Raw genomic sequence first — 23,813 nt, 5'->3', positions numbered from 1 at the left:
TGCACCAGTTACATCAACTGCACTAATGGGCTACTCTCAAAAAATGTCCGACCCCTGTCTCCCGGAGTGCGGTGTCGCCCGGTTCCTCGCCCTGCTCAACGGCCCCTGGGCCACCTTGATCGTGCGCGAGCTCCTGCGCGGCCCGCACCGCTTCACCGAGCTGCGCGAGGCCCTGCCCGGCATCAGCCCGCACACGCTGACCAGCAGGCTGCGCCAGTTCGAGACCCACGGCATCGTCATCCGCACTGCCTACGCGGAGATCCCACCCCGCGTCGAATACCAGCTCACCCCCCTCGGCGAGGGGCTGCGCGACGTCCTCAACGCCATGGGCGCCTGGGCTCAGGCGGTCCCCGACCCCGAGCCCGACGCCATCACCTGACACTGCCGCCGGTGCGACGCGCTCACGCCGAGCCGGCCAGCCTCTGCCGCAGGGCGTCGTTGTCGTCGTGGTGGACGACCTCGTCGAAGCGCAGCCAGCCCGTGCTTGGCCAGCAGGCCTGCCACGATCGCGTCGAGCTGTTCGCGGTGTTCCTCGGTGCGGGCCTGTACGTACGCCTCGCGTACCTCGTCGGGTTCGTCGGCGAGGACCTGGTCCATGCGCTCGCGGATGTACCGCTTGAGGTTGATGTGCTCCATGAACACCTCAGTGACGCCGGCCTCGACGAGCTGCCCGACCGTCCGGCAAACACCCCAACACATCCGCGCCATCGTCGTGCGAGCCACCCACCCGGCGAACTTCGGTACATCCATCGCGTCGGCACAGATCCACGACGAAGTCCTCGAACTCGCCTCCCGACATCGCGTCCACCTCGGTCAGGGACCGGTGGCCGGCCTTGAGGGCCTCCTCCTGCCGCCACTGGTGATCACGTCCCTTGACCAGTCGATTCGTACGCCACAGCCACCACCCGCAGACGGCACCCCCGACGAGAACGAGGCCACCGACGAGGTACGGCCAGATCATCTGCCAGAAGATGACCAGCGGGACGAGGCAGCCCACACCGCCGATCAAGCCCGCCTTGAGTCGCTGCTCGCGGCGCTTCCGTGCGACCGACGTCGATTCCGTGCCGCCACCCAAGCCCTCCCCGTGTCCTGAGCAGCAGTCTCAGCAGCTCTGTGGACATCGGTAAGGGCGCAGATCGGCCAGTGGCTGATGTCATTTCTCCGGCGACACCGCGACAGGCGGAAGCCGACCTCATTGCTACCCAGGCGTGTTCGCTCCGCTCGCCGGCGCAGCCTTCCTCGACGCGGAACTCGTCATCCGTATGCGGTGATGGCGTCGACACAGCACCTCGTACCCCACCTCGGCCGCCGACCCGTCGCCTTCGGCATCACCACTGACTTCCGCACCAAGCGATCGTCGACGAGGCCCTCGCGAAAATCCGGCTGCCCGAGCCGGAACCGTGTGGACGGATGCCGCTGGGCGCGATCAGCCTGAAAAGTCCTACGGCACCCACCAGGTCCTCACCGGAGTGGACCTCGCCGTGGACCGCGGCAGCCGCGTGGTGATCCTCGGCCTCAACGGCTCCGGCAAGACCACCCTGCTGCGCATCCTGGCCGGCGAGCAACAACCCGACAGCGGCCGGGTCGTGCACGGACACGGACTGCGGCTGGGCTACTTCGCCCAGGAACACGACACCCTCGTCCGGGACCACACTGTCCGGCAGAACCTGGCTGACGCGGCCCCGTACCTGACCGACGGCGAAGTGCGGCGCGTCCTGGGCGCTTTCCTGTTCTCCGGCGACGACGCCGACAAAACGGCCGGGGTGCTGTCCGACGGGGAGAAGACCCGCCTGGCCCTCGCCGGGCTCGTCCACTCCGGTGCGAACGTGCTGCTGCTGGACGAGCCGACCAACAACCTCGACCCCGCCTCCCGCGACGAGGTCCTGGCCGCAGTCGGCTCCTACCCCGGCGCCATCGTGATGGTCACCCACGACGAGGGCGCCATCGACGCCCTGCGGCCCGACCGCGTCCTGCTGCTGCCGGACGCGGACGAGGACTTGTGGGACGAGGAGTACCGCGACCTCGTCGGTCTCGCCTGACCAGCCGCCCCCACACCCGGCCGTTCCGGACTGTGTACCGCGCGGAGAACTCCTGGCCCTCCGGCAGCAGGAGACTCACGGGCGCGGGCACGGGCACGGGCACGGCCGGGTCGTTGGAGGGCGTAGTCACGGCCCAACGTGATGGTGAAGTTCCGCCCGAATTCGTCAGAGCACGCCGCGCAGCAAGTGGTACAGCTGCTCCGTCAGCGGCCGGGCGGCCGCCAGCCGGCGGGCGGCCATCGGGTCGGGACGCACGGTGCGGTGGGGTCACGCCGCGACCGGCGCGGCGGTCAGCGACGGCAGGGTGCCGAGTGCGCGGTGGCCGAGCAACGCGGCGCCGAGACCGGAGCCCGCGGCGTCGTCCGTTATCCCCAGCGGCATGTCGAGGGCGGCGGCCACGACGTCCGCCCACAGCGGGGAGCGCAGTGCGCCGCCCGTCGCCCGTATCGCCGAGACGGGTGCTCCGGCCGCGTGCAACGATGCGCGGACCAGTGCCAGTTGCTGACCGACTCCCTCGATCATGGCGCGCGCCATGTGCGCCCTGCCGTGTTCGCGACGCAGCCCGATCAGGGCGCCGCGGGCGTCCGGGTCCCACCAGGGGGCGCGTTCACCGAGCAGGTGCGGCAAGGCGACCAGTCCCTCCGACCCCGGTTCGATCTCGGCGGCCTCCTTGAGCACGTCGGCGACGTCGGCTCCCCCGAAGGACTCCGCTGCCCACTGGGCGACCACCCCGGCGTTGCTGACCGCGCCACCGATCACCCACAGCCCGTCGGCGAGGTAGTAGCAGAACACCCGGCACTGATCGTCCACGCCGGGACGGTGGCGAACGACGCGGAGAGCGCCGCTGGTGCCGAGGGACAGCGCGGCGGTCGCTGGGGCGGTGGCACCGACCGCGACGTTGGCGAGTGGGCCGTCTCCGGCTCCCGCGACCACCGGCAGCCCGGCGGGCAGTCCCAGTGCGGTGGCCGGCTCCGGTCGCAGCGCCAACACCTCGGTGGGCGGGACGAGTTCGGGAAGCCGTTCGGCGCGCACTCCGGCGATCTCCAGTGCGGGCGGATGCCATGTGGTGGTGTGCATGTTCATCAGTCCGGTGGCCGAGGCGCAGGAGAGGTCGGTCACCAGGCGGCCGGTCAGCCGGTACAGGACGAAGTCCTTCAGACCGCACCAGGCCGCCGTACGCCGGACCAGCTCCGGCTCATGCGCGCCGAACCAGGCGAGTTTGGTCACCGGAGCCATGGGGTGCACGGGCGTGCCGGTCGCCCTGTGCAGGGCGTCACCGACTCCGCCGTCCGCGCGCAGCCTCCGGGCCACGTCGGCCGAGCGGGTGTCCGCCCAGCTCAGCGCCGGGGTCAGTGGCTCACCCGAGGCATCGAGCGCGAGCAGGGTGTGCAGGGCGGCGCTGAAGGACAGGCCACTCACCGCGAGTCCCTGCCGCGCACAGGCCTCGGTGCTCTCGCGTACCGCCTCGACCACTCCTGCCAGGACGGCCTCGGAGTCGTGCACCGCTTCGCCGTCACGTGCGGTACGCAGCGGGGCAGGGCGCTCGACGGTCGACACCGGCCGGTGCGTGCCGTCCACGGCCACCACTTTGGTCGCGGTGGTGCCAAGGTCGATGCCGAGCACCACCTCGCCCATGTCGCTCATCACTGTCTCCGTTCCAAGCGGGCTCTCGCCCCGGTCATGCGTATGGGTGCCCGCCCCGCGCCCCGGAGCAGGGACGGCACAGGGCGCGGGGCGGGCGGCTCTCGGCCGTCGGCCTTCCGGCGTCGGGCAACCGGCGTCGAGCTACCGGCGTCGGCCTTCCGGCGTCAGGCAACCGAGCGTCGGCTACCGGGCGTCGGCGGGATCGGTGAGGTCCCGGCCCCGGGTCTCCGGGGTGACGAAGGTCGTGAAGAACGTGATCAGCGACAGGACGATGACGTAAGCCGCCAGCGGCCACCACGCGTCGTTGAAGGCGAGCAGCAGCGTCGCGCCCAGCAGCGGAGCGACACCGCCCGCGACGATCGCGCTGAACTCCCGTCCGATGGCCACTCCTGTGTAGCGGTGCCGTGCCCCGAACAGCTCCGCCAGCAGGGCACATTGGGAGCCCAGCATGCCGTTCACTGCGACACCGATTCCCACTGTGATGACCACACAGATCAAGACGGTGCTGCCGGTGCTCATCAACGCGAAGGCGGGGACGGCGAACAGAGCCTGGAAGAGCGCGGCCCAGCGGTACAGCGGCACCCGGCCCACGCCGTCCGACAGCATGCCGAAGAGAGGGATGGTGACGACGCCCGCGAGCGAGGCACAGGCCACCGCCAGAGGTCCGACCGAACCGGAGACACCCACCACGGCGGTCACATAGCTGATGCTGAAGGTGGAGTACAGGTACGAGGTTCCGTTCTCCGCCATCCGCAGACCGAAGGTGATGAACAGGTTGCGGCGGCTTTTGACCAGCAGGTCGCGCAGCGGACGCTCGCTCACCTCGCCGCTCTCCGCGAGCTGTTCGAAGGCGGGGCTCTCCTCCAGCTTCAGCCGGATGTACACCGCGACCACGATCAGCACAGCGCTCAGCAGGAACGGCACACGCCACACCCAGCCGAACAGGACGTCCTCGTCCAGCGCGGCCAGCGGTACGAACAGTGCGGTGGCGAGCAGCATGCCGACCTGGATGCCGACGAACGGCAACGCCGCGTAGTAGCCGCGTCTGGCACGCGGCGCGTACTCGGCCATCAGCGTCGACGCGCCGGCCTGTTCGGCGCCGGCACCGAACCCCTGCAGCAGCCGCAGGAGCATCAGCAGGACGGGGCTCCACACCCCCGCGGTGTGGTAAGTGGGCAGCAGCCCGATGGCGAAAGAGGACCCGCCCATCAACGCGACGGTCACCACGAGCACCGTCTTACGGCCATGCCGGTCGCCGAGCGATCCGAAGAACAGGCCGCCGAGCGGGCGGGCGACGAAACCGACCGCGTAGGTGGCGAAGATGGCCACAAGCCCCACCGCGGAGCCGAGTCCGGGGAAGAACAGGTGCTTGAACACGAGGGCCGAGGCGGTGCCGTAGATGGCGAAGTCGTAGTACTCCAGTGCGCTGCCCACCGAGCTCGTGACGAGAGCACGGCGCAGCCCGGGATCTTTGTGGGTGCTGTCGCCATCGGTGGGCCTGGATGTCGTCGTTGGCACCTGCATGGGATGCCGCCTTCCGTCTCACGGACGCTGAAACACGCCGTACACCTGGGGACGCCCTGGACCGTAACAGCATGCGACACGTAAGCCAACATGTTGAACAGATGAGGCGAAGGCTTGCCACATTCGCCACTGACGGCCAATATTCTGTTCGGCGAACAGCATTTAGTTCGGGAGGCTTTAGTGTCAGAGCATACGGAGGTGGGGATCGCCGGGCTCGGTGTCATGGGCTCGGCCATCGCCCGCCGACTGTTGCGGCGCGAGCGCGCCGTGCGGGTCTACGACATCCGACGGGACGTGATGGCGGAACTCGCCCGGGAAGGGGCGGCCACCGCTGAGTCCGCCGCGCATCTGGGCGCGGCGTCCACGGTGATCCTGTCCCTCAACACCGCCGACATCGTGGAACAGGCGGTCTTCGGCCCGGAGGGAGTACTCAGCACCGCACCCGATGGTGTGCTCGTCATCGACATGTCGAGCATCGATCCCGGCCGCACCCGTGAATTCGCCGAGCGCGCCGCGAAACGGGGCGCCGGCTGGGTCGACGCGCCGCTGTCGGGCGGGGCTCCGGGAGCCGAGCGGGGCGAGTTGACCCTGATGCTCGGCGGTGACGACGAGCATGTGGAGCGGGCGCTGCCCGTACTGGGCGCCCTGGCGACCCGGTTGACCCACCTCGGTCCCGCCGGGTCCGGGCAGCTGGTGAAGTCGGTCAACCAGGTGCTGGTCGGCTGCCAGTTCGCCGCGCTCGCCGAAGCCGCGGCCCTGGTGCGCGCGGCCGGGTTGTCGCCGCGACAGGTCCTCACCGCGCTGACCGGTGGCAGGGCGGACTCCGCTCTGCTGCAGGAGTTCTTCGTGAAGTTCGGCGAGGTCGATCTCACCCCGACCGGACGGGTCAGCAACATGGTCAAGGACCTGGAGGCCGCCCGCGACTACGCACGCTCCGTCGGAGTACCGCTGCCGGTGGCCACCACAGTCTCGGAACTGCACCGCTGGGTGGCCGCCGCGGGTCACGGCGACGCCGACAACGCCGCGCTGATGCACCACTACGAGCCCTTGGGGGTACGGTCGTGACGGGTACCGAAGCGTCGGTCACGCGGGGGCGCGAGGGCTCGGTCGCGAAAGGCCCCGCGCTGTTCGACCTGTCCGGCCATCGAGCCCTGGTGACGGGGTCGAGCAAGGGCATCGGACTGGCCCTCGCCATCGGTCTGGCCGAGGCCGGGGCCGAAGTGATACTCAACGGCCGAAACGCGGAAGCTCTGGAGAGCGCCCGCGAGGCCCTGGAGGAGTGCACAGGCACCAAGGCGCACAGCGTCGCGTTCGACGTCACCGACGAGGCCGCCGTACAGGACGCGGTGCGGGAGATCGAGGACCGGATCGGCACGCTGGACATACTCGTCAACAACACGGGCGTACAGCACCGCGAGCCGCTGCTCCAGGTGCCCGCGGACACCTTCGAGCAGGTGCTTCACACCAATCTCACCAGCGCCTTCCTCGTCGGGCGCGCCGTGGCCGCGGGCATGGTGGAACGCGGCCGCGGAAAGATCGTCAACATCTGCTCCGTGCAGACCTGGCTGGCCCGCCCCGGCATCGCCGCCTACGCCGCCTCCAAGGGAGGCCTGGCGATGCTGACCCGGGGCATGTGCGCGGAGTGGGCCGGATCGGGGGTCACGGTCAATGGACTCGCTCCGGGCTATGTGATCACCGAGCTCACCCGTTCCCTTGTGGACGATCCCGCCTTCGACTCCTGGATCCGGGGGCGCACACCGGCCGGGCGCTGGGCAGCCGTCGAAGATCTCGTCGGCACACTGGTGTGGCTCGCCGCACCGGCGTCCGACTTCGTCAATGGCCAGGTGATCGCCGTCGACGGTGGCCTGACCTCGGTCATCTGAGAGGGACGGACCGTGAACATGAGCAGCATACGAGCGGTCGTGGCGCACGGGGCGGGCGATCTGCGCGTGGAACAGCGCGAGGTTCCCGTACCGGGCCCCGGCGAAGTGGCGGTCGAGGTCCGCTACGGCGGCATCTGTGGATCTGACCTGCACTACTGGCGGCACGGTGCGGTTGGCGAGTTCCGGCTGCGCGAACCCCTCGTCCTGGGCCACGAGATCGTCGGTCACGTACGCCAGGCGGGACCCGGCACCCAGGCGCTGCCGCTGGGAACGCCGGTGGCCGTGCACCCGCTGGCCTCGTGCGGCACCTGCCGGCAGTGCGGTGCCGGCAGACGCAACACCTGCTTGGACGCCGGTTACCTCGGCAGCGCGGCCCGCGATCCACACGTACAGGGCGGCCTCGCCGATGTGCTGGTGGTGCCCGCCGAGCGGGTGCTGCCCCTGCCCGAGGGTCTGGACCTGCGGCTGGCCGCGCTCGCCGAGCCGGCGTCGGTCGCCTGGCACGCGGTACGCCAGGCCGGCGACGTACGGGGGAAACGGGTCCTGGTCACGGGCGCGGGCCCCATCGGCTGTCTGGTCGTCGCGGCGCTGCGGGCCGCCGGAGCCGGTGAGATCACCGTGACCGACGTCCACGAGGAGCCACTGGCCGTCGCCAGGGCGGTGGGCGCCACATCGGTGGTACGGGTCGGATCCGAGCCGGACGGACTGGACGGTCTGGCCGCTGACCTCGCCATCGAGTCATCGGGCAATCCGGCGGGACTGCGCACCTGTGTGTACGGGGTCGACCGGGGCGGGCTCGTGGTGGGGCTGGGCCTGCTGCCGCCCGGCGACACCCCGGTCGCGGCCAACGCCGTCATCACGCGGGAACTGCGGCTGGTCGGATCCTTCCGGTTCGACACCGAACTCGGCGAGGTGCTGCGGGCACTGTCCGACGGCCGCCTGCCGGCAGATCCGGTGATCAGCTCCGTACTGCCGGTGTCCCGTACGGACGAGGCCTTCCGGCTGGCGGCCGAACCGGCTCGCTCCTGCAAGGTGCTGCTCGACTTCGCCGATCCGGCGACGGCTTGACGTCCTTGACGCCGACTGTGCGAAATCCCCTGTCAGGAAACGGAGTTCCTCGTGATCGGAAGTTCATCATGACCGGTACGTCCATGACATCCGGTACAGCCACGCCACGCCCTCGCGTGGCAGTCAGCCGTGCCGGGCTGCCAGGAGCCGGCGTCAAGCGCCTCGCCTCCCACTACGACGTCACCATGTGGGAGGGGACGGCACCGCCCACTCCCGCCGAGCTGGCGCGGCTGGCCCATGGCTGCGAGGCGCTGCTCGTCCTCGGCTCCGACCGCGTCGACTCCGCGCTGCTCGACGCAGCCGGACCGGGACTGCGTGTCGTTGCCCTGGCGTCGATGGGCTACGACGGCGTCGACCTGGACGCGGCTGCGGCGCGCGGCGTCGTCATCACCCACACGCCCGACGTGCTGGCAGACACCACCGCGGACGTGGCGATGGCGCTGATCCTCATGGCACGCCGCCGCCTCGGGGCCGGCGTGGACGCCATGCGGCGCGGCGAATGGGGCGCCTTCCGCATGGACGCCTTCCTCGGCCTGGACGTGCACGGAGCGACCCTCGGGCTCATCGGCTACGGGCAGATCGCCCGGGCCCTGGCCCGCCGTGCGACCGGGTTCGGGATGCGGGTGCAGCACCATCACCCGCGGCGCAAGGAGGACGACGAACTGTCCCGCTGGGTCTCCTTCGACGAGCTGTTGCAGACCAGCGACATCGTGTCCGTCCACACCCCGCTGACCGCCGAGACGGCCGGACTGATCGGCGCCGCGGAACTCGCCCGCATGCGGCCCACGGCAACCCTCGTCAACACCGGGCGGGGTGGCGTCGTCGACGAGGAGGCGCTGCTCTCGGCGCTGCGCGGCGGACGGCTGCACTCGGCGGGCCTCGACGTGATGATCGACGAGCCCCGTACGGACCCGGCGGACCCCTTGTTCGCCGAGCCCCGTCTGGTGGTGCTGCCGCATGTGGGATCGGCCACGGAGGCGACGCGTGCGGCGATGGTCGATCTCGCCGCGCGCAACATCGAGGCCGTCCTGGACGGCAGCGACGCGCTGACCCCACTGCCGGGCACGCGGCTGCGGCCGGAACGGCCTGTCACGCCGTGAACTGTTAAGCGAGGGCAGCCCAACACTCCGCATACGTAGGCGCGTTGGGCTCGCTCGTGACCCGGCTGCCCGGCCTTGCCGGACCGTCACCCAAAACCCGAATGCGCCGGCTCACGCGGCTCTGGGATCATCTCCGAATGGGACACAGCTTCGAACCGCTGGTCATCCGGCATACCCACCGACTCCCCTCCCCCACGGGACCCACCGGGGAGGGCGACGTCGCGGCGCGACAGTTCGACGACGCGCTGATGTCCGTCGGCTTCAAACTCTCGGCGGACCTGCTGGAGCACCTGTCGGGGTTGTCCGAGGGCACCGTGGTCGCCACTGCCCGGCGCACGTTGAGCACCGTCCGCGAGATGGTCGGCGACCACGTCCAGCACAACGTCTACTTCATCGACTTCCCGGCCAACGTGCCCGACACGTTCGACTTCTGGATGCGATGCGTCGCCGAGGCGCTCACCGACGACGCCTCGCGCGCCGGCACACTTGCCCAACTGCGGAGCGGTGTACTGGATCTGCTCACCCTCCCGTCGTACGGCAACTACCGGCACACCTATGCCGAGATGCTCGCCGCCCACGACGAGCTGATCGCCGCGGCGGGCGACCGCATGACGGTTCTGCACGCGGGCGGCGACCTGGACGACGAGGTCACCGCTCTGTACCTGGCCCTGGCCGGGAGCACCACACCGCTGAGCGATGACGACCTGCGCGACCTGAAGGCGCTCGCCGAGCACCAGGTGAACGGCCCGCAGCCGGAGACGATCCCGGTCCGCGAGAACCGCGCCGTCATCAACCATGCCCGCCTGAACGTCGGCGCGGAGCTTCTGCTGGACACCGTCACCGATGTGCTCCGCCTGGCCTGCGTCGTATCGGACGGCGACGTCACCCTGCTGGAACCGACTCGGTTCCGAAAGCTGTCCCGGCCGGTCCGCCGCGCCCTGCTCGCGGGTCTCGACGCCGTCGTCGGCGCCGCACCCGCCAAGCTCGCCGACGTCAACGCGCATCGCGAGGCCTTCAAACGCCTCGGCGAGCGCCTCCATCCGCATGAGTACCCGCTCTGGCCGCACGCCGCCGACGTGTTCGCCGTCGCCCGGGGCGAGAAGAAGGCGCGGTCCTTCGACAGCCGTGTCGAGGAACTGCTCGGCATGAACGACGTCAACGGAGCGGCGGAGCTGCTCAAGTCCGCCCCGGGCAAGCTGTTCCGCTCGCTGGACCGGCTGCTGCGTCTCGCCCTCACCCAGGACGAGCGCGACGCCGTTGTGGCCGCCGCCGAACACGTTGCCCCGATGGTCTCCGGTCGGGTCGTGCTGTCGGTCCGCGAGCACCTGCACAATCGCGCCGAGGAAACCGGCGAGCGCCGCGTCTTCGTCAACCGCCTCGGCCGTGCCTGGGTCACCTCCGACGATCGCCCGCCCGTACTGCCGCCGGAGCGCGAGCGCCTGATCACCGCTCTCGACGCCGAGATACGCCGCCGCCTCCCCGCGCCGGGCCATCTGTTGATCGACCCCGACGTCCTCGACGTCGCGCTTCCGCTCAGCGGCAAGGCGACCGCGTCCGGCCTCGGTGTACTGCCCCGCGGCTCTGTCTCCCCGGTCGACGGCGAGCTGCTGCGCTTCTTCGTGTACTGGAAGCAGACGGAACGCACCACTGACTACGACCTGTCGGCGCTGCTGCTGGACGCCGACTACGCGACCGTCACCTGGCTGTCGTACACCGCCCTCAGCGACCTCGAGGGCGAGCACTCGGGCGACATCACCGATGCACCCGACGGCGCTTCGGAGTTCATCAACCTGCGCCTGGGCGCGGCCCGCGGCACCTTCATCGTCCCGCAGGTCAACATCTTCTCGGGGGAGGGCTTCGAGGAGGTCGAGGAGTCGTTCTTCGGGTTCATGCTGCGGGACACCGAGCAGCAGGGCCGCCCGTTCGAACCGCGTACCGTGCGCATGAAGTCGGAACTGCGCGGCCCGGGGAGGGTCGCACTGCCGCTCGCGTTCATGCGCGGCAGCGACGGCCGCTGGCGCGCCAAGTGGCTGCACCTCTACCTCAAGGGCCATCTGTCGGCCAACCAGGTCGAGGGCAACCGCTTGTCGGTCGCGACGCTTCTGCGCGGCATCGTCGCGCGTGACCAGCTCACGGTCCGGTACCTCACCCACCTGACAGCCGACGACGCCACGACCATGACGCTGTGGGACGGCAAGACGGTCCCGGACGGCCCCGTCACCTTCATCGGTCTGGAACGCCCCGACGGCCTGCACCCCGACTCCCGGGTCTTCACCCCGGAAAATCTGCGCGACCTGATCCCCGCCTGACTGGTAGCGTTGACCGCGGCGAGGCCATGAAGGGACTTCCTTCTCATTCCTCTCTGAAACTAGTCCTTTCGCTTTCCTCGCCCCCCAACATGTGTGCCAGGGCCGCCCGAACGGCGTCCCTGGCATTTGTGCGTGCCGACGCCTGCCGCCCGCCTCGGTTCCGGCGCGTCGGGTGGCTGTTCACCGCCGGGACCTGCATGAAAGGCTCACCGCACACGGGCGGCCGTGTGCCAGTCGGCATCGGAAGTGCAGTCGGCATCGGTCGCCGCACGGGATCGGCACGAGGAGAGGGCGGCGGCATGCGTATCGGACTGCTCGGTACTGGACCGTGGGCCGCGATGGCTCACGCCCCCGCCTTGAGCGGGCACGGTGAACTGGACTTCGTGGGCGTGTGGGGCAGACGCCCGGACGCGGCCAAGGCCCTGGCCGACGAGCACGGAGTGCGGGCGTACGAGGACGTCGACGCCCTGCTGGCCGAGGTGGACGCGGTCGCCATCGCCCTGCCGCCCGCCGTTCAAGCCCCTCTCGCCGCACGCGCCGCGCGGGCGCACTGCCATCTGCTGCTCGACAAGCCGCTCGCGGCGGGCGTCGAGGAAGGGCGGGCGGTGGTCGAGGCGGTCGAGGAGTCCCACGTTGCCTCGGTCGTCTTCTTCACCGCGCGTTTCCAGGCCACGACCGAAGCCTGGCTCGCCGAACAGGCTGCCATGGATGGCTGGTTCACCGCACGCGCGGAGTGGCTCGGCACAGTGTTCACCAGCGACAGCCCGTTCGCGGCGTCGCCATGGCGCCGCGAAAAAGGGGCCCTTTGGGACGTCGGCCCGCATGGTCTGTCCGTGCTCCTGCCGGTGCTCGGCGACGTCGAACGCGTGGCGGCCGCCGCGCGCGGTCCGAAGGACACCGTCCACCTCGTTCTTCAGCACGTCAGCGGGGCGTCCAGCACGCTGACTCTCAGCCTCACCGCTCCCCCGGCCGCCGCCGGCGTCACTGTCGAACTGCGAGGCAAGGCGGGCGCGACCGTCCTGCCCGCGTCCTCCGACGGACCGGTGCAGGCTCTCACCCGGGCAGCCGACGCTCTCCTCGCCTCAGCCCGCACCGGCCGACCGCACCCCTGCGACGCCGCCTTCGGCCTGCGGGTGACGGAGATAATCGCCGCGGCTGAAGCACAGTTGACCGGCGATTGAGGGCTCCGGTGTGACGGACGCGGTGGAGGACAGCGCGCTGAAGACCGACCGGGGGCGCGCTCGGCCGAGGTGTCTCATCGAGGCCGTGGAGAAACTGCCCTCACGCGGCTCGGCGCACCGGGTCTGACCAGTGCGAGCGCCGCGTACGGACGGATGAATCTGCGGCCTGCCGCCGCCGCGTCCCCGGCCCCGACCGCCCTCCCGGCCCTCATAGTGCGGGGATGCCGCCCAGAGAGGGACGAAGGACGGGGTTCATGGGGAAACGCAGGCAAGGACTCGGCCGCAGGGAGCTTCTCGGACTCGGCGCGGCGGCTCTCACGGCTGCGTCGGCCGGCACGCCGCCCGCGTACGCGGTGGACAAGCGGTTCGACCTGGCGGGGCCGAACGCGCTCTGGATCGACGAGAAACGGCTGCACCACACGACCGTGATGCAGTCCTTCGCCTTCGACGAGCAGCGGCACCACATCTATGCCTTCCAGGTGATGCAGGGCGGGATCCGTCTCCCCGGGGAGTCACGGACGTACACGCACGCGGAGCGGAAGGTCCAGGGCGACCTGTGCCTGAACCGGCTCTCGATGAACGGCGATCACGTCGACCACATGTACCTGAAGGGCTTCGGCCACGGCGGCGCCATCGCCGTGGAGGAACGACCCGTCGGATCCCCCAGGCTGTGGGCCGAAGGAGACATCAACCCGGCCTCGGGCTACGGCCGCGCGATCGTCCGCTTCCGCTACGCCGCCGGCACCGTGCTACGGAGCGGCAGCAGCAGCGTCGCCGTTTTCCGGCCCAAACCGGGCACGACCAACAACAACGTGGCCCTCGACCTGTACCGGCGCCGCATGCTGCTGCGCTACCGGTTGGCCGGCGCCCCGCGCTATGCGCTGTACCGCTTCGACGACTTCACCGCGGGCCGGTTCAACGTGCTGATCGACTTCCCGCAGCCCGGCGCCGAACTCGGTCTGCCGTTCCAGGGCATGGCCCTGCACAACGGCTACGCGTACCAGATGCTCGGCCACGCCCTCGACCCCGACCACCCGTCTTCCCCTGCCGGTGACGGCCGGCTCCACTGCATCGACGTGCGCACCGGACGTGTCGTGCAGGAGCAGCTGGGCCGGCCCGCGCGACTGCGGCAGGCGCGCGAGCCGGAGGGTCTGGCAGTCCTGAGGCGGATCGCCAAGCCTCGGCTGTGCCTGGGTTTCGCGGCCGGCCCGCCGAGGGGCCGGACCTATTCCATCTACTACAAACAGGCCCTCTGACCCCGGGCGACGGCACTCTCCCGCGAGTATCAGCGGGCGAGTTCAGGCATCAATCGCATGGCGTTCTCTCGGTTGATCCCCTGGAGTTGCTGATCGGAGATGACCGGATCGTTGTCCAGAGCAGACGTCGTGATGTCGGCGATGACGTGTCCCGGAGTGGGCGGCCAGTCCGTGCCGAAAAGGATGCGACTGGGATCCACGGTGGCCAACAGGGTGGGCGTGGCCGAGGGAGACATGGGGCCCGCTGTATCGAAGTAGAACCGGTGCAGGTAATCGCGGACGCGGCCCGGCTCGATCTCGGGAGTGAGATGACCGCCGAAGAGTTCGAGCCGGGCGGCGATGTAAGGAAGGAATCCCCCTCCGTGCGGAAGGATGAAGGTGAGATTCGGATAGCGGTCCAGCGTTCCATTCTTGATCAGGTTGATGGCGGCGCGTGTGGTGTCCACGAGGAAGTCGCATACGAAGGGCGGCATCCCTGGAAGTCCCATACCGGGGTCGTTTCCTGTCGGCACTTCCATGGGGTGCGTGCTGATGACCGCGGACCGGTCGTTCAGTTCCTTCAGCAGGCGGTCATGCGTGTCGTCGCCGAGGTAGACACCGCCCATGCTCGTCCTCGTGCTCACCCCGACGGCGCCGAGCTCATCGAGGCCGTACTTGAGGCTCCACGTGGAGAGTTCCAGGTCATCGAGGAACACCGGCGTGAAGAACCTGAAGCGTGCGGGATGCTTTTCGACCACGTCAGCCGCTGCCCGCAGGGCGACACGCGCGCTTTCCTGGCGCTCCGGGCGCTCTCGGAGCCGGCCGAGCATCGCCACCGTCATGACGGCCGTGCTGATGCCCGCCTTGTCCATGACGTCCAGGGCGGCGTTGAGGTCCCAGCGTGTCCACCAGGGCAGCTTGTCGCGCTTGACGACGCCTTGTTCCTCCGCCCAGTCCAGCCATTCCGGCGCGGTGAAGTGGTGGTGGACGTCTACTCGGCCCGCCGCCGTGCTGTCGTCGGCTGCTGATGTCATTGCTCTATCCCCTTCTCAGTCGCGGCAGAGTACTGTCTGCAGCACATTCGTCAGCATGCGATCAGCATGTGGCATTTCGGCATGCGCTCGCCACGCGACGTAACCGTCGGGGCGTACGAGAACGGCACCGTCTTCGGCTGCGCCGTGCAACTTGGCCCAGTCGGCATCCGACTCAGGAACAAGGTCGCGATCACGACCATTTCCTACGAGATATGCCTCAACGGGAATACCCAAATTCTCAGAGGCTTTCTCTGCCGCATTCCGCCACACCTGTCCTCTGGGACCGGCGAGGACGACGAAGTGCCGCTCGTACAGATCCAGCGTGGAGATCTTGACGCCTTCTCTCATGACCCACATATGAGGTGCACGGCTGCCTGGTTCGCCGCCGAGCTCGAAGGTGTCCGGGACGACCGGCCGTTCCGCGGAGGCACCCACGACAGCATTCGACGCGTACCGGTAGCAGAGCGCGACGGTGTTGAGGTCCGCCGGGTCATTGTTACGTCCCGCTGCGGGACTGTATCCCGGATGCTGCTCCTCGACTGCTTGCAGGCACGCCCGTGTGCTGGTCGTGACGGCGACAGGCCGTCGTTCCTGCTGGTAGGTGTCGAGCAAGGGCATGCCCGCCCACCCGCGGAGCACTGCGGCCAGCTTCCAGGCAAGATTGTGAGCATCCTGAATTCCGGTGTTGGAACCGAATGCTCCGGTGGGCGGCATTTCATGCGCCGAATCACCTGCCAGAAAAACACGGCCCTGACCGTAGCTGTCCGCAATACGGTTCGAAGCGCGCCAAGGCGCCTTTCCGGTGATCTCCACATCGATATCCGGAACACCGGCGGCCGCGCGGATATGCGCTGCGCAGCGGTCGTCACTGAAGTCATCCAGGGATTCTCCGGAGTCCGGAAACCAAGGAACATGGATCACCCAACGTTCCTCGTTGTCCACAGGCAGCAAAGCACCTTCGCCGAGCGGGTCGGTGACATAGCAGACAACAAATTTCTTTTCTCCGACGTAATCCTTGAGCATCTTACTACGGAAGGTGACGCTGACATTGCGGAAGAGTTCACCGGGTCCTGACTGACTGATTCCCAGACGTTTACGGACAGGGCTTCTGGGCCCGTCGGCCGCCACCAGAAATTCAGCATCAACGGTATACGTCTCACCGGTATCCCGGTGCATGACCTGAGCCTGGACTCCGTCTCGGTTCTGCGTGAAGGAAAGCATCTCCGCACCGAAGCGGATATCTCCGCCCTGGTGGCGGGCGCGGCTCAGCAATACCGGCTCGAGATCGTTCTGACTGCACAGGCACCAGTTTGAAGAGCTGATCCGAGACATGTTCATGCCTGCGGAGATGTCACGAATAATCCAGCGGCGCTCGTCTCCGGCGAGGGTGTCCACTTGAAGGACGCCGTCGTTTCCGGAGAGAACGGAGGCAGCCTCGCGGATATTCTGCTCCAGTCCGGCACTCCGGAAAATCTCCATGGTGCGCACGTTGTTCCCGCGGCCACGTGGGTGCGTCGATGTCCCGGAATGCCGCTCGACGAGCATGTGCTCAATTCCAAGGCGCCCCAAGAACACGGAGGTGGAAAGACCTACCAGGGATCCGCCTACGATGAGAACTGGTACAGATTCCGCTGCGCGTCCACTCACTGATTTCCTACCCATCCGGCGTCCCCAGTCCTGGGAGTCGAGGACCGGCCTGTCAATCAGTGTTTACCAAGGGGTACTTGAGCACGCGATCGGGGAGCACCCTGCGATGGGCCGACTGGGTCAGTGGAGCCGTTTGCACAATTCATACGGCGACCCGACCCATATGGCCCAGCGACGTTTGCTCCACAGTGCCGCACGGGAAACCGTGCCACTGACCGATGGAACTCACCCCTGTGGTCAGGGGTGCTCCGGTGAACACCATGCCTCACAGCTGCCGTCGGCAGCTCGACCCCCGGGACCAGCCATGACGCAAGCCTTCGCATCTGAGGAATTCTCATCCGAAGAGGCCGCGACCGCGGCCTCATCCTGCAGTCGGGAGTTTCGCGCCAACCCGCATCCCGTCTACGCCAAACTCAGGGAGACGGCACCCGTATGCCCGCTGTCGCCTCCCCATGGGGTCGAGACGTACCTCATCACTCGGTATGACGACGCTCGTGCCGCCTTGGCCGACCCCCGTCTGAGCAAGGACATGTACGGCGGCATCGACGCCTACCAGCGCATCTTCGGTGACTCGTCGATCGCTCTGGACGACAACATGCTCTTCTCGGACCCTCCGAAGCACACCAGGCTCAGGAGAATTGTCGGCAACACCTTTACCCCAAAAAGGACGGAATCACTGCGTCCGCGCGTCAAAAAGATCGCCGAGGATCTGCTGGAGCAATGCTCGACTTCGGAGCCCGTGGACCTGCTGCCGGAGTTCTGCTTCCCGCTGCCGCTCGTTGTGATCTGCGAACTTCTGGGTGTCCCGGAAAATGAACGCAAGCAAGCCCACGCATGGTCCAATACCGTCGCTCGGACCGGTTTCGGTCCAGAGGCGAGGAAAGCGCTGGAAGTGGCGGAGGGCAACCTTCGCGACTATCTCGTGGATCTGATCGCGCGAAAGCGGCAGGAGCCGGACGGAGGTCTGCTCAGCGCACTCGTCACAGCGAGGGACGAGGATGGCGCGCTCACTGACCACGAGCTGGTCTCCACAGCCTGGGTGCTGCTTTTCGCAGGTCACAAGTCGACTGCGTATCAAATCGGCAACGCCGTCTACCATCTGCTTGCTCAGCCGGAACAGAAGAAACTGGCACTCCGAGACGCGGACGCCACAGCCGCGGCCATCGAAGAGATCTTCCGGTTCGAGACCTCCGTGGAGAACTCGACATTCCGCTACGCAAAAGAAGACGTCATGATCCGCGACACGCTCATCCCCAAGGGCGCGCTCGTCCAGATTTCGATCACCGCGGCCCACCGCGACCCGGAGGCGTTCGCCGATCCGGACCGGATGGACGTCACGCGCCCGAACGTCCAAGCAACTCACCTTGCATTCGGCTTGGGCCCTCACTACTGCATCGGCGCGCCGCTGGCACGTATGGAGATGCAGATCGCCCTCACCGCGCTCTTCGGGCGGTACCCTCGCATGGCCCTGGCCGGGGCGCCGGAAGACGCACGCTGGCTGACCGTGCCGTTCCCTGCCTTCCGGGGGCTGGCGGAACTTCCCGTCACCCTTGACCCGTCCTGACCATGACCAAGATGGAACCAGACGGTCAGAAGTCTACAGCCGCCTCCCCAGTTCCGGCACGTGTGCGAGTAATTCGCATGCTGCGCGTGCGAGAAGGAATGGAAGCAGATTTCGTAAAGTACTATGACGGCTTGCGCGAACGCGCCGCGCGATTCCCCGGACACCTCGGCGAGCAGCTTTGCCGCGACGCCGACGATCCCAGTCGGTGGCTGCTGACCAGCGAGTGGGAAAGCCTCGAATCCATCAAACAGTGGCGCACCGACCCCGATCACACAGCTCTGGTCGAGCCGATGAACGGCTGCCTGCACGACGACCGACGGACAGCGATCTTCCACGTCATGGACAGGGAGGCCGGGTAGGCACGTGAGCCGCACCCGGTGGCGTGCGTTTAGCCTTGGGGCATGCATCAGGACCTAAGACGCGACCGGCGTCCGGCCCGTCACCCCGCGCCGGCGCCGGCCCGTCACCAGACTCCGGCCGCGGCGGTCGAGGGAGCCGATGTCGTGGTCGTCGGCTACTTCTCCGGCAAACAGAAGGACTTCGCCGCACTGATGGATGCGGCGGTGCGGGAGATGACGGCGCACGGTGCACAGGTCGTGGGCCGGATTGTGCAACGGCGAGGTGTCTCGGACGGCGGGGCCAGGAAGATGGCCCTGCCGTATTCCTCCAGCACTCTGCTGAGCTATGGGAAGGTTCGTGAAGCAGCCGCGCTCTGTCAGCGGACCGGTGCTGACGCGGCTGTCTTCCTGGCGCCTCTGACGGAGCGCCAGCGGCGTGTGCTGACACGGATGCTCGGATGCCCCGCTGTGAGTCTCGCCGACATCGTGACAACGGACTGAACTCGTCCAGCGGTCCACGGTCCGCCCGGCGGGGCCGCCGGCCCGCCGAGCTCATGCATCCGACCCTCGTGTCAGGTTAGGTTTGCCTTAGTTTAGGGTTGCCGTCGAGTCACGTGCCACCACTCGAAGGGAACCTGATCATGTCCCGCCCCCTGCGGGTAGCCATAGTCGGAGCCGGCCCCGCCGGGATCTACGCCGCCGACGCGCTGCTGAAGTCCGAAGTGGCCGCCGACCCCGGCGTGTCCATCGACCTCTTCGAGAGGATGCCCGCCCCGTTCGGCCTGATCCGTTACGGCGTGGCGCCCGACCACCCTCGGATCAAGGGCATCATCACGGCCCTGCACCAAGTGCTCGACAAGCCGCAGATCCGCCTCTTCGGCAACGTCGACTACCCGCGCGACATCGGTCTGGACGACCTGCGGACCTTCTACGACGCCGTGATCTTCTCCACGGGCGCGACAGCCGACCGGGCGCTCGACATACCCGGCATCCACCTCGACGGCTCCTACGGGGCGGCGGACTTCGTCTCCTGGTACGACGGTCACCCGGACGTCCCGCGGACCTGGCCGCTGACGGCGGAGAAGGTCGCCGTCCTCGGCGTCGGCAACGTCGCGCTCGACGTGGCGCGCATCCTGGCCAAGACGGCGGACGAACTGCTGCCGACCGAGATTCCGCCGAACGTCCACGACGGCCTGAAGGCCAATCGCGCCCGCGAGATCCATGTCTTCGGCCGACGCGGACCGGCGCAGGCGAAGTTCAGCCCGATGGAACTGCGGGAGCTGGACCACTCCCCCACCATCGAAGTCATCGTCGACCCCGAGGACATCGACTACGACGACGGCTCGATCGCGACCCGACGCGGCAACAAGCAGGCCGACATGGTCGCCAAGACCCTGGAGAACTGGGCGATCCGCGATGTCGGCGACCGGCCGCACAAGCTGTTCCTGCATTTCTTCGAGTCGCCGTCCGAAATCCTCGGCGAGGACGGCAGGGTCGTCGGCCTGCGCACCGAGCGCACCGCTCTCGACGGCACCGGCAACGTCAAGGGCACCGGTACGTTCAAGGACTGGGACGTCACCGGCGTCTACCGGGCCGTGGGCTACCTGTCCGACAAGCTGCCCAAGCTGCCCTGGGACGTCGAGTCGGGCACGGTGCCGGACAAGGGCGGCCGGGTGATCGAAGAGACCGGCGCACACCTGCAGTCGACGTATGTCACGGGCTGGATCCGGCGCGGCCCCGTCGGCCTGATCGGCCACACCAAGGGCGACGCCAACGAAACGGTCGCCCATCTGCTCGACGACCACGCGGCCGGCCGCCTGCACGTGCCCGCTTCGCCCGCACCGGAGTCCGTGGACGCCTTCCTCAACGAGCGGGACGTCCGCTTCACGACGTGGGAGGGCTGGTACCGCTTGGACGCCGCCGAGAAGGCACTGGGCGAACCTCAGGGCCGCCAGCGCGTGAAGATCGTCGAGCGTGAGGACATGCTCAGGGCGAGCGGCGCCTGACGGACCCCACCCGCGCTCTCCCTGCCCGCCGGCCGGGGCGGGAGAGCGCGGGAGCGCGCGGTCAGTGCGGAGCGCGCGGTCAGTGCGGGATGTTGTCGATCAGGTCGCGGGCGCCGTGTCGGAGCAAGGTGACGGCGACGGACATGCCGAGGGTCGACGGGTCCAGGCGGCCCGCCCGCTCCTGGGCGGTGAGGACGGTTTTGCCGTCCTCGGTGAACACGCTGGCGTGCAGGGACAGTTCGCCGTCGGGCGCGGTCTGCGCGTATCCGGCGATGGGCGAGTTGCAGTGGCCCTGCAGAACGTGCAGGAACATGCGCTCCGCGGTGGCTTCCCGATAGGTGTTGGGATCGCCGAGGTCGCTGATGACGTCGATCAGGTCGGTGTCGCCCTCGCGACACTGGAGGGCGAGGATGCCGGCGCCGATCGGCGGCATCATGATGTCGGGCTCCAGGACCTGGGTGATCACATCCTGGCGGCCGATGCGCTCGAGGCCGGAAACCGCGAGCAGCAGTGCGTCCGCCTCGCCTGCGGCGAGTTTCTCCAGACGCCGGTTGGCGTTGCCGCGAAACGGTACGCACTCGAGGTGCGGGTACGCGGCGGCAAGCTGGGCGACACGCCGCACCGAGGAAGTGCCGATCCGGGTGCCGGGCGGAAGCTGGTCGAGGGGCAGGCCGCCGGGATGGATGAGGGCGTCGCGGATGTCGTCCCGCTTGAGGAACGCGGCGAACACCGTGCCGGCCGGGAGCGGCCGGTCGGCGGGGACGTCCTTGACACAGTGCACCGCGAGGTCCGCCTCGCCCGCGAGCAGGGCGGCGTCGACCTCCTTGGTGAACGCGCCCTTGCCCTCGACCAGGGACAGGTCCCCCATCCACTTGTCGCCGGTGGTCTTCACCGGGACGACCGTGGTGCGGATCCCGGGATGGAGCACGGCCAGCTCGGCGCGGACGCGCTCCACCTGGGCCAGGGCCATGGGCGAGTCACGGGAGACGATACGAATGAGTTCCGGGGCGGACATGCGGTCCACGATAGCCCGTCGGCCGCGGGGGCCGACGGGCAGTCCGCAGACCCATCTCAACAATGCGCCACGCGAGTTGGACGCTTAGGACAGGAGTGCGAGGGAATCGCCGTGGACGGTACTGTCATCCGTCGTCTCCCCTGACGGTCATGCCGCGCAGCCTCCCGATGTTGTCGAACGACCCGAATCCGACCCTGCCGGCGGTGAGCGTGGTGTCGACGGCGGTCATCAGCGGCTGTCGCGAGCCGTCGACGTAGACCGCGATCTCGCCGGTGCTCGCGCAGCGCACCACCCGTACCTTGTGCCAGGCGGTGTCGGTGATGGCCGGCGGGGCGCCCGTCCTGCCGTTCCACTGGTCCTCGATCCGCAGCCGGTCGGCGTCGTTGACGACGAAGATCCCGTTGTGCGGATAGATGGTGTTGTCCGTGGACAGATGGGCGTAGTAGAACTTCGTGTCCGACTGGTACCCGAAGACGATGATCACGTCCCGGTTGCGGATCTCGACCGGAGTGTCGATACGGACCTCGGCATCGACCTGCACATCGCCGTACGCCCGTCCCGCCGTCAGCACGGCGTACTCGAAGGGGCGGCGCGGGCCGGGGCGAGCGACTCCCGCCTCGGCGAGGATGGCCTCACCGCCCGTGAACCGCCACTTGGAAGGCGTCACGGGAGCCCAGTTCCGCTCGCCCATGACACGGGTGAGCGTGGTTCCGTCGGTGTCGCAGGAGGCGAACTTCCGGGTGCCCGTCACCTTCCAGATCTTGCCGTTGGCCTTGGACAGCAGATACAGCTCGCCGTCCGCGTCCCGCCCGAAGCGCAGGTCCACCCGGGTGTCCCCTGCCAGGTCCTGCATGGTGACGCGCTTGCCGCTCTCGTCGTAGAGCATGAGGTCGTACAGCCGCGCCAGATCCTTGCTGTCGCGGTCCATGTCCTCGGTGTCGGCGAAGAGCAGCCGTCCGTCGACGAGGTCTCCGAAGATGTACTTGCCGCGCAGTCCGGGCAGGTCACTGCCGCGGTAGACGAAGCCGCCCACGATGGCGCGGCCCACGTCGGAGGTGCAGTTCCAGCCAGCGGGCGGGTCGTGGTCGTAGGCGGCGACAGGGTAGGTGTAGCGGTACCGGTCGTCGTCCTCGGGGAGCGGGAGGATCCGGGCGCAGGGGTCGGTGGCCGTCTTGTCGAAGACGAAGGGGCCCTCGCGTTCGCTCCAGCCGAAGTTGTCGCCCGCGCGCACCTCGTAGACGGACTCGATGGCGTGCTCACCGATGTGGCCGAGATACATGCGGTGGCTGCCGCCGGGGTCCCAGCTGAAGCGGTGCGGGTCGCGCATGCCGACGGCGTAGATCTCGCCCAGCGCGCCGGGGGTGCCGGTGAACGGGTTCCGCGCCGGGATCCCGTACTTGCCGTTGGCGCTGCCCGTGCCGCGCGGGTCGATGCGCAGGATCTTGCCGTGCGGCAGGGAGAGGTCCTGCGGCTCGGTGTTCCTGACTCCCTGGCCGCCGTCGCCGACGGCGACGTAGAGCAGGCCGTGGTCGGGGTCGTACCGGTCGGCCGTGGGGTTGAAGTCGATCTGCTGGATGCCGTGGATCCGGCCCGCGAAACCGATGCGCAGGATCTCGCGGCGGGTGCCCTGGAAGGTGTCGGCCGAGGGGTCGTCGGCGGTCCACTCGGTGATGATGCCGTGGTAGAGGGTCGTGGCCTGCTGCCGATAGTCGGGTACGGCGGTGGTGGCGGAGGCCAGTTCGGTGTGGACGGTGTAGAAGCGGCCGTTGCGCTTGAAGCCGGGGTCGAAGGTGACGAACCCGAAGCCCTGGCCGAGGCCCTGGCTGGCGAAGAACTGGGGCGCGAAGGTGGTGGCGACGTCGAGGTAGAGGCGTGGGGTGCCGTCCTCGACGAGATACAGCTTGCCGTTGAGGTCGGGCACGGCCATCCGGCCGGATCCGTCGGGGAGTTCGCTCAGGTAGTTGATACGGGCGTGCCGTACCAGCCGCGGATCGGTGACCGGGCCGGGCGGTGGTTCCGTCTTCGGGAAGGAGGCGTACTCCTCGACGGTCAGCCCTATGCCGGAGGCGGCGGGCCGCTCGGGTATGGGATCGGTGAGGGGGTCGGCGGCCGCGTGCGCCCTTCCGGGTACGGCGACGAGGGCCGACAGCAGCAGGGCGAGCACGATGAGAGGGGCCAGCAATAGGGGTCTCGGTCTGACGCCGAGGGATGTGTTCATCGGTCATT

The 23,813-nt window shown here is 68.6% G+C and carries 20 protein-coding genes and 1 pseudogene; 13 read left to right on the top strand and 8 right to left on the bottom strand.

Annotated features, from left to right (window positions below):
- Window positions 1-43: 43 nt before the first annotated feature.
- Complete coding sequence (locus tag FGD71_RS14135) at window positions 44-379, top strand: winged helix-turn-helix transcriptional regulator (RefSeq protein WP_119100784.1); 336 nt, start codon at window positions 44-46, stop codon at window positions 377-379.
- Here the strand turns inward: FGD71_RS14135 and FGD71_RS14130 are convergent.
- Window positions 340-636 carry a hypothetical protein gene (locus tag FGD71_RS14130; RefSeq protein ID WP_240436582.1) on the bottom strand — a complete coding sequence of 99 codons (297 nt, stop codon included), beginning with the start codon at window positions 634-636 and terminating at the stop codon, window positions 340-342. The genes FGD71_RS14135 and FGD71_RS14130 overlap by 40 nt on opposite strands.
- Window positions 637-643: 7 nt before the next feature.
- Window positions 644-799, bottom strand: coding sequence for a restriction endonuclease (locus tag FGD71_RS48805; protein ID WP_240436585.1), 156 nt, complete (start codon window positions 797-799; stop codon window positions 644-646).
- A 563-nt stretch (window positions 800-1,362) separates the two neighbouring features.
- Here FGD71_RS48805 and FGD71_RS14115 point away from each other — a divergent pair.
- Window positions 1,363-2,039 (top strand): annotated as a pseudogene (locus FGD71_RS14115) (ATP-binding cassette domain-containing protein); the annotation flags it as partial.
- Between the two features lie 267 nt (window positions 2,040-2,306).
- On the opposite strand, the gene FGD71_RS14110 reads toward FGD71_RS14115, so the two are convergent.
- Window positions 2,307-3,683, bottom strand: coding sequence for a gluconokinase (locus FGD71_RS14110; RefSeq protein ID WP_240436581.1), 1,377 nt, complete (start codon window positions 3,681-3,683; stop codon window positions 2,307-2,309).
- A gap of 183 nt (window positions 3,684-3,866) precedes the next feature.
- Window positions 3,867-5,207 (bottom strand): MFS transporter, encoded by a 1,341-nt coding sequence (locus FGD71_RS14105; protein ID WP_119100783.1) that lies wholly within the window; start codon window positions 5,205-5,207, stop codon window positions 3,867-3,869.
- A gap of 180 nt (window positions 5,208-5,387) precedes the next feature.
- Here FGD71_RS14105 and FGD71_RS14100 point away from each other — a divergent pair, with 180 nt between their 5' ends.
- From FGD71_RS14100 to FGD71_RS14070, 7 genes are all read left to right on the top strand, one after another.
- The gene (locus FGD71_RS14100) at window positions 5,388-6,272 is read left to right on the top strand and encodes an NAD(P)-dependent oxidoreductase (RefSeq protein WP_240436580.1); all 885 of its coding nucleotides are present in this window, start codon (window positions 5,388-5,390) and stop codon (window positions 6,270-6,272) included.
- Window positions 6,273-6,331: 59 nt separating this feature from the next.
- On the top strand, window positions 6,332-7,090 hold the full coding sequence (locus tag FGD71_RS14095; protein ID WP_162931125.1) for an SDR family NAD(P)-dependent oxidoreductase: 759 nt from the start codon (window positions 6,332-6,334) through the stop codon (window positions 7,088-7,090).
- A gap of 18 nt (window positions 7,091-7,108) precedes the next feature.
- Window positions 7,109-8,158, top strand: coding sequence for an L-idonate 5-dehydrogenase (locus FGD71_RS14090; protein WP_162931123.1), 1,050 nt, complete (start codon window positions 7,109-7,111; stop codon window positions 8,156-8,158).
- Window positions 8,159-8,226: 68 nt separating this feature from the next.
- Window positions 8,227-9,258, top strand: coding sequence for a 2-hydroxyacid dehydrogenase (locus tag FGD71_RS14085; protein WP_119100779.1), 1,032 nt, complete (start codon window positions 8,227-8,229; stop codon window positions 9,256-9,258).
- Window positions 9,259-9,395: 137 nt separating this feature from the next.
- The gene (locus FGD71_RS14080) at window positions 9,396-11,567 is read left to right on the top strand and encodes a TerD family protein (RefSeq protein WP_119100778.1); all 2,172 of its coding nucleotides are present in this window, start codon (window positions 9,396-9,398) and stop codon (window positions 11,565-11,567) included.
- Window positions 11,568-11,866: 299 nt separating this feature from the next.
- Window positions 11,867-12,748, top strand: coding sequence for a Gfo/Idh/MocA family protein (locus FGD71_RS14075; protein ID WP_119100777.1), 882 nt, complete (start codon window positions 11,867-11,869; stop codon window positions 12,746-12,748).
- 254 nt (window positions 12,749-13,002) lie between these two features.
- Window positions 13,003-14,004: a phage baseplate protein gene (locus tag FGD71_RS14070; protein WP_119100776.1), complete on the top strand. Its 1,002-nt coding sequence runs from the start codon at window positions 13,003-13,005 to the stop codon at window positions 14,002-14,004.
- A 29-nt stretch (window positions 14,005-14,033) separates the two neighbouring features.
- Here the strand turns inward: FGD71_RS14070 and FGD71_RS14065 are convergent, their stop codons facing one another.
- Together FGD71_RS14065 and FGD71_RS14060 are read right to left on the bottom strand one after the other, a co-directional pair.
- Entirely contained in the window at window positions 14,034-15,017 is a 984-nt protein-coding gene (locus FGD71_RS14065; protein ID WP_119100775.1) for an amidohydrolase family protein, read from the bottom strand.
- Window positions 15,018-15,032: 15 nt separating this feature from the next.
- Window positions 15,033-16,679: an FAD-dependent oxidoreductase gene (locus tag FGD71_RS14060; protein WP_119100774.1), complete on the bottom strand. Its 1,647-nt coding sequence runs from the start codon at window positions 16,677-16,679 to the stop codon at window positions 15,033-15,035.
- A gap of 289 nt (window positions 16,680-16,968) precedes the next feature.
- Between FGD71_RS14060 and FGD71_RS14055 the strand changes: the two genes are divergently transcribed.
- The 4 genes from FGD71_RS14055 (at window position 16,969) to FGD71_RS14040 (ending at window position 20,572) form a co-directional block, all read left to right on the top strand.
- The gene (locus tag FGD71_RS14055) at window positions 16,969-18,228 is read left to right on the top strand and encodes a cytochrome P450 family protein (protein ID WP_119100773.1); all 1,260 of its coding nucleotides are present in this window, start codon (window positions 16,969-16,971) and stop codon (window positions 18,226-18,228) included.
- 2 nt (window positions 18,229-18,230) lie between these two features.
- Window positions 18,231-18,587 (top strand): antibiotic biosynthesis monooxygenase family protein, encoded by a 357-nt coding sequence (locus FGD71_RS14050; protein ID WP_338120051.1) that lies wholly within the window; start codon window positions 18,231-18,233, stop codon window positions 18,585-18,587.
- A 144-nt stretch (window positions 18,588-18,731) separates the two neighbouring features.
- Window positions 18,732-19,067, top strand: coding sequence for a hypothetical protein (locus FGD71_RS14045; RefSeq protein WP_240436578.1), 336 nt, complete (start codon window positions 18,732-18,734; stop codon window positions 19,065-19,067).
- A 140-nt stretch (window positions 19,068-19,207) separates the two neighbouring features.
- Window positions 19,208-20,572 carry an FAD-dependent oxidoreductase gene (locus FGD71_RS14040; RefSeq protein ID WP_119100772.1) on the top strand — a complete coding sequence of 455 codons (1,365 nt, stop codon included), beginning with the start codon at window positions 19,208-19,210 and terminating at the stop codon, window positions 20,570-20,572.
- A 79-nt stretch (window positions 20,573-20,651) separates the two neighbouring features.
- Here FGD71_RS14040 and hemC read toward each other — a convergent pair whose 3' ends face one another.
- Both hemC and FGD71_RS14030 read right to left on the bottom strand, forming a co-directional pair.
- Window positions 20,652-21,587 carry a hydroxymethylbilane synthase gene (gene hemC, locus FGD71_RS14035; protein WP_119100771.1) on the bottom strand — a complete coding sequence of 312 codons (936 nt, stop codon included), beginning with the start codon at window positions 21,585-21,587 and terminating at the stop codon, window positions 20,652-20,654.
- Between the two features lie 124 nt (window positions 21,588-21,711).
- Entirely contained in the window at window positions 21,712-23,805 is a 2,094-nt protein-coding gene (locus tag FGD71_RS14030) for a PQQ-dependent sugar dehydrogenase (RefSeq protein WP_119100770.1), read from the bottom strand.
- Between the last annotated feature and the right edge of the window lie 8 nt (window positions 23,806-23,813).

The organism is Streptomyces sporangiiformans (assembly GCF_005768555.2).
Lineage (GTDB): Bacteria > Actinomycetota > Actinomycetes > Streptomycetales > Streptomycetaceae > Streptomyces > Streptomyces sporangiiformans.
The sequence above is the reverse complement of the archived record's forward strand: the minus strand, read 5'-3'. Positions and strand labels throughout refer to the sequence as shown.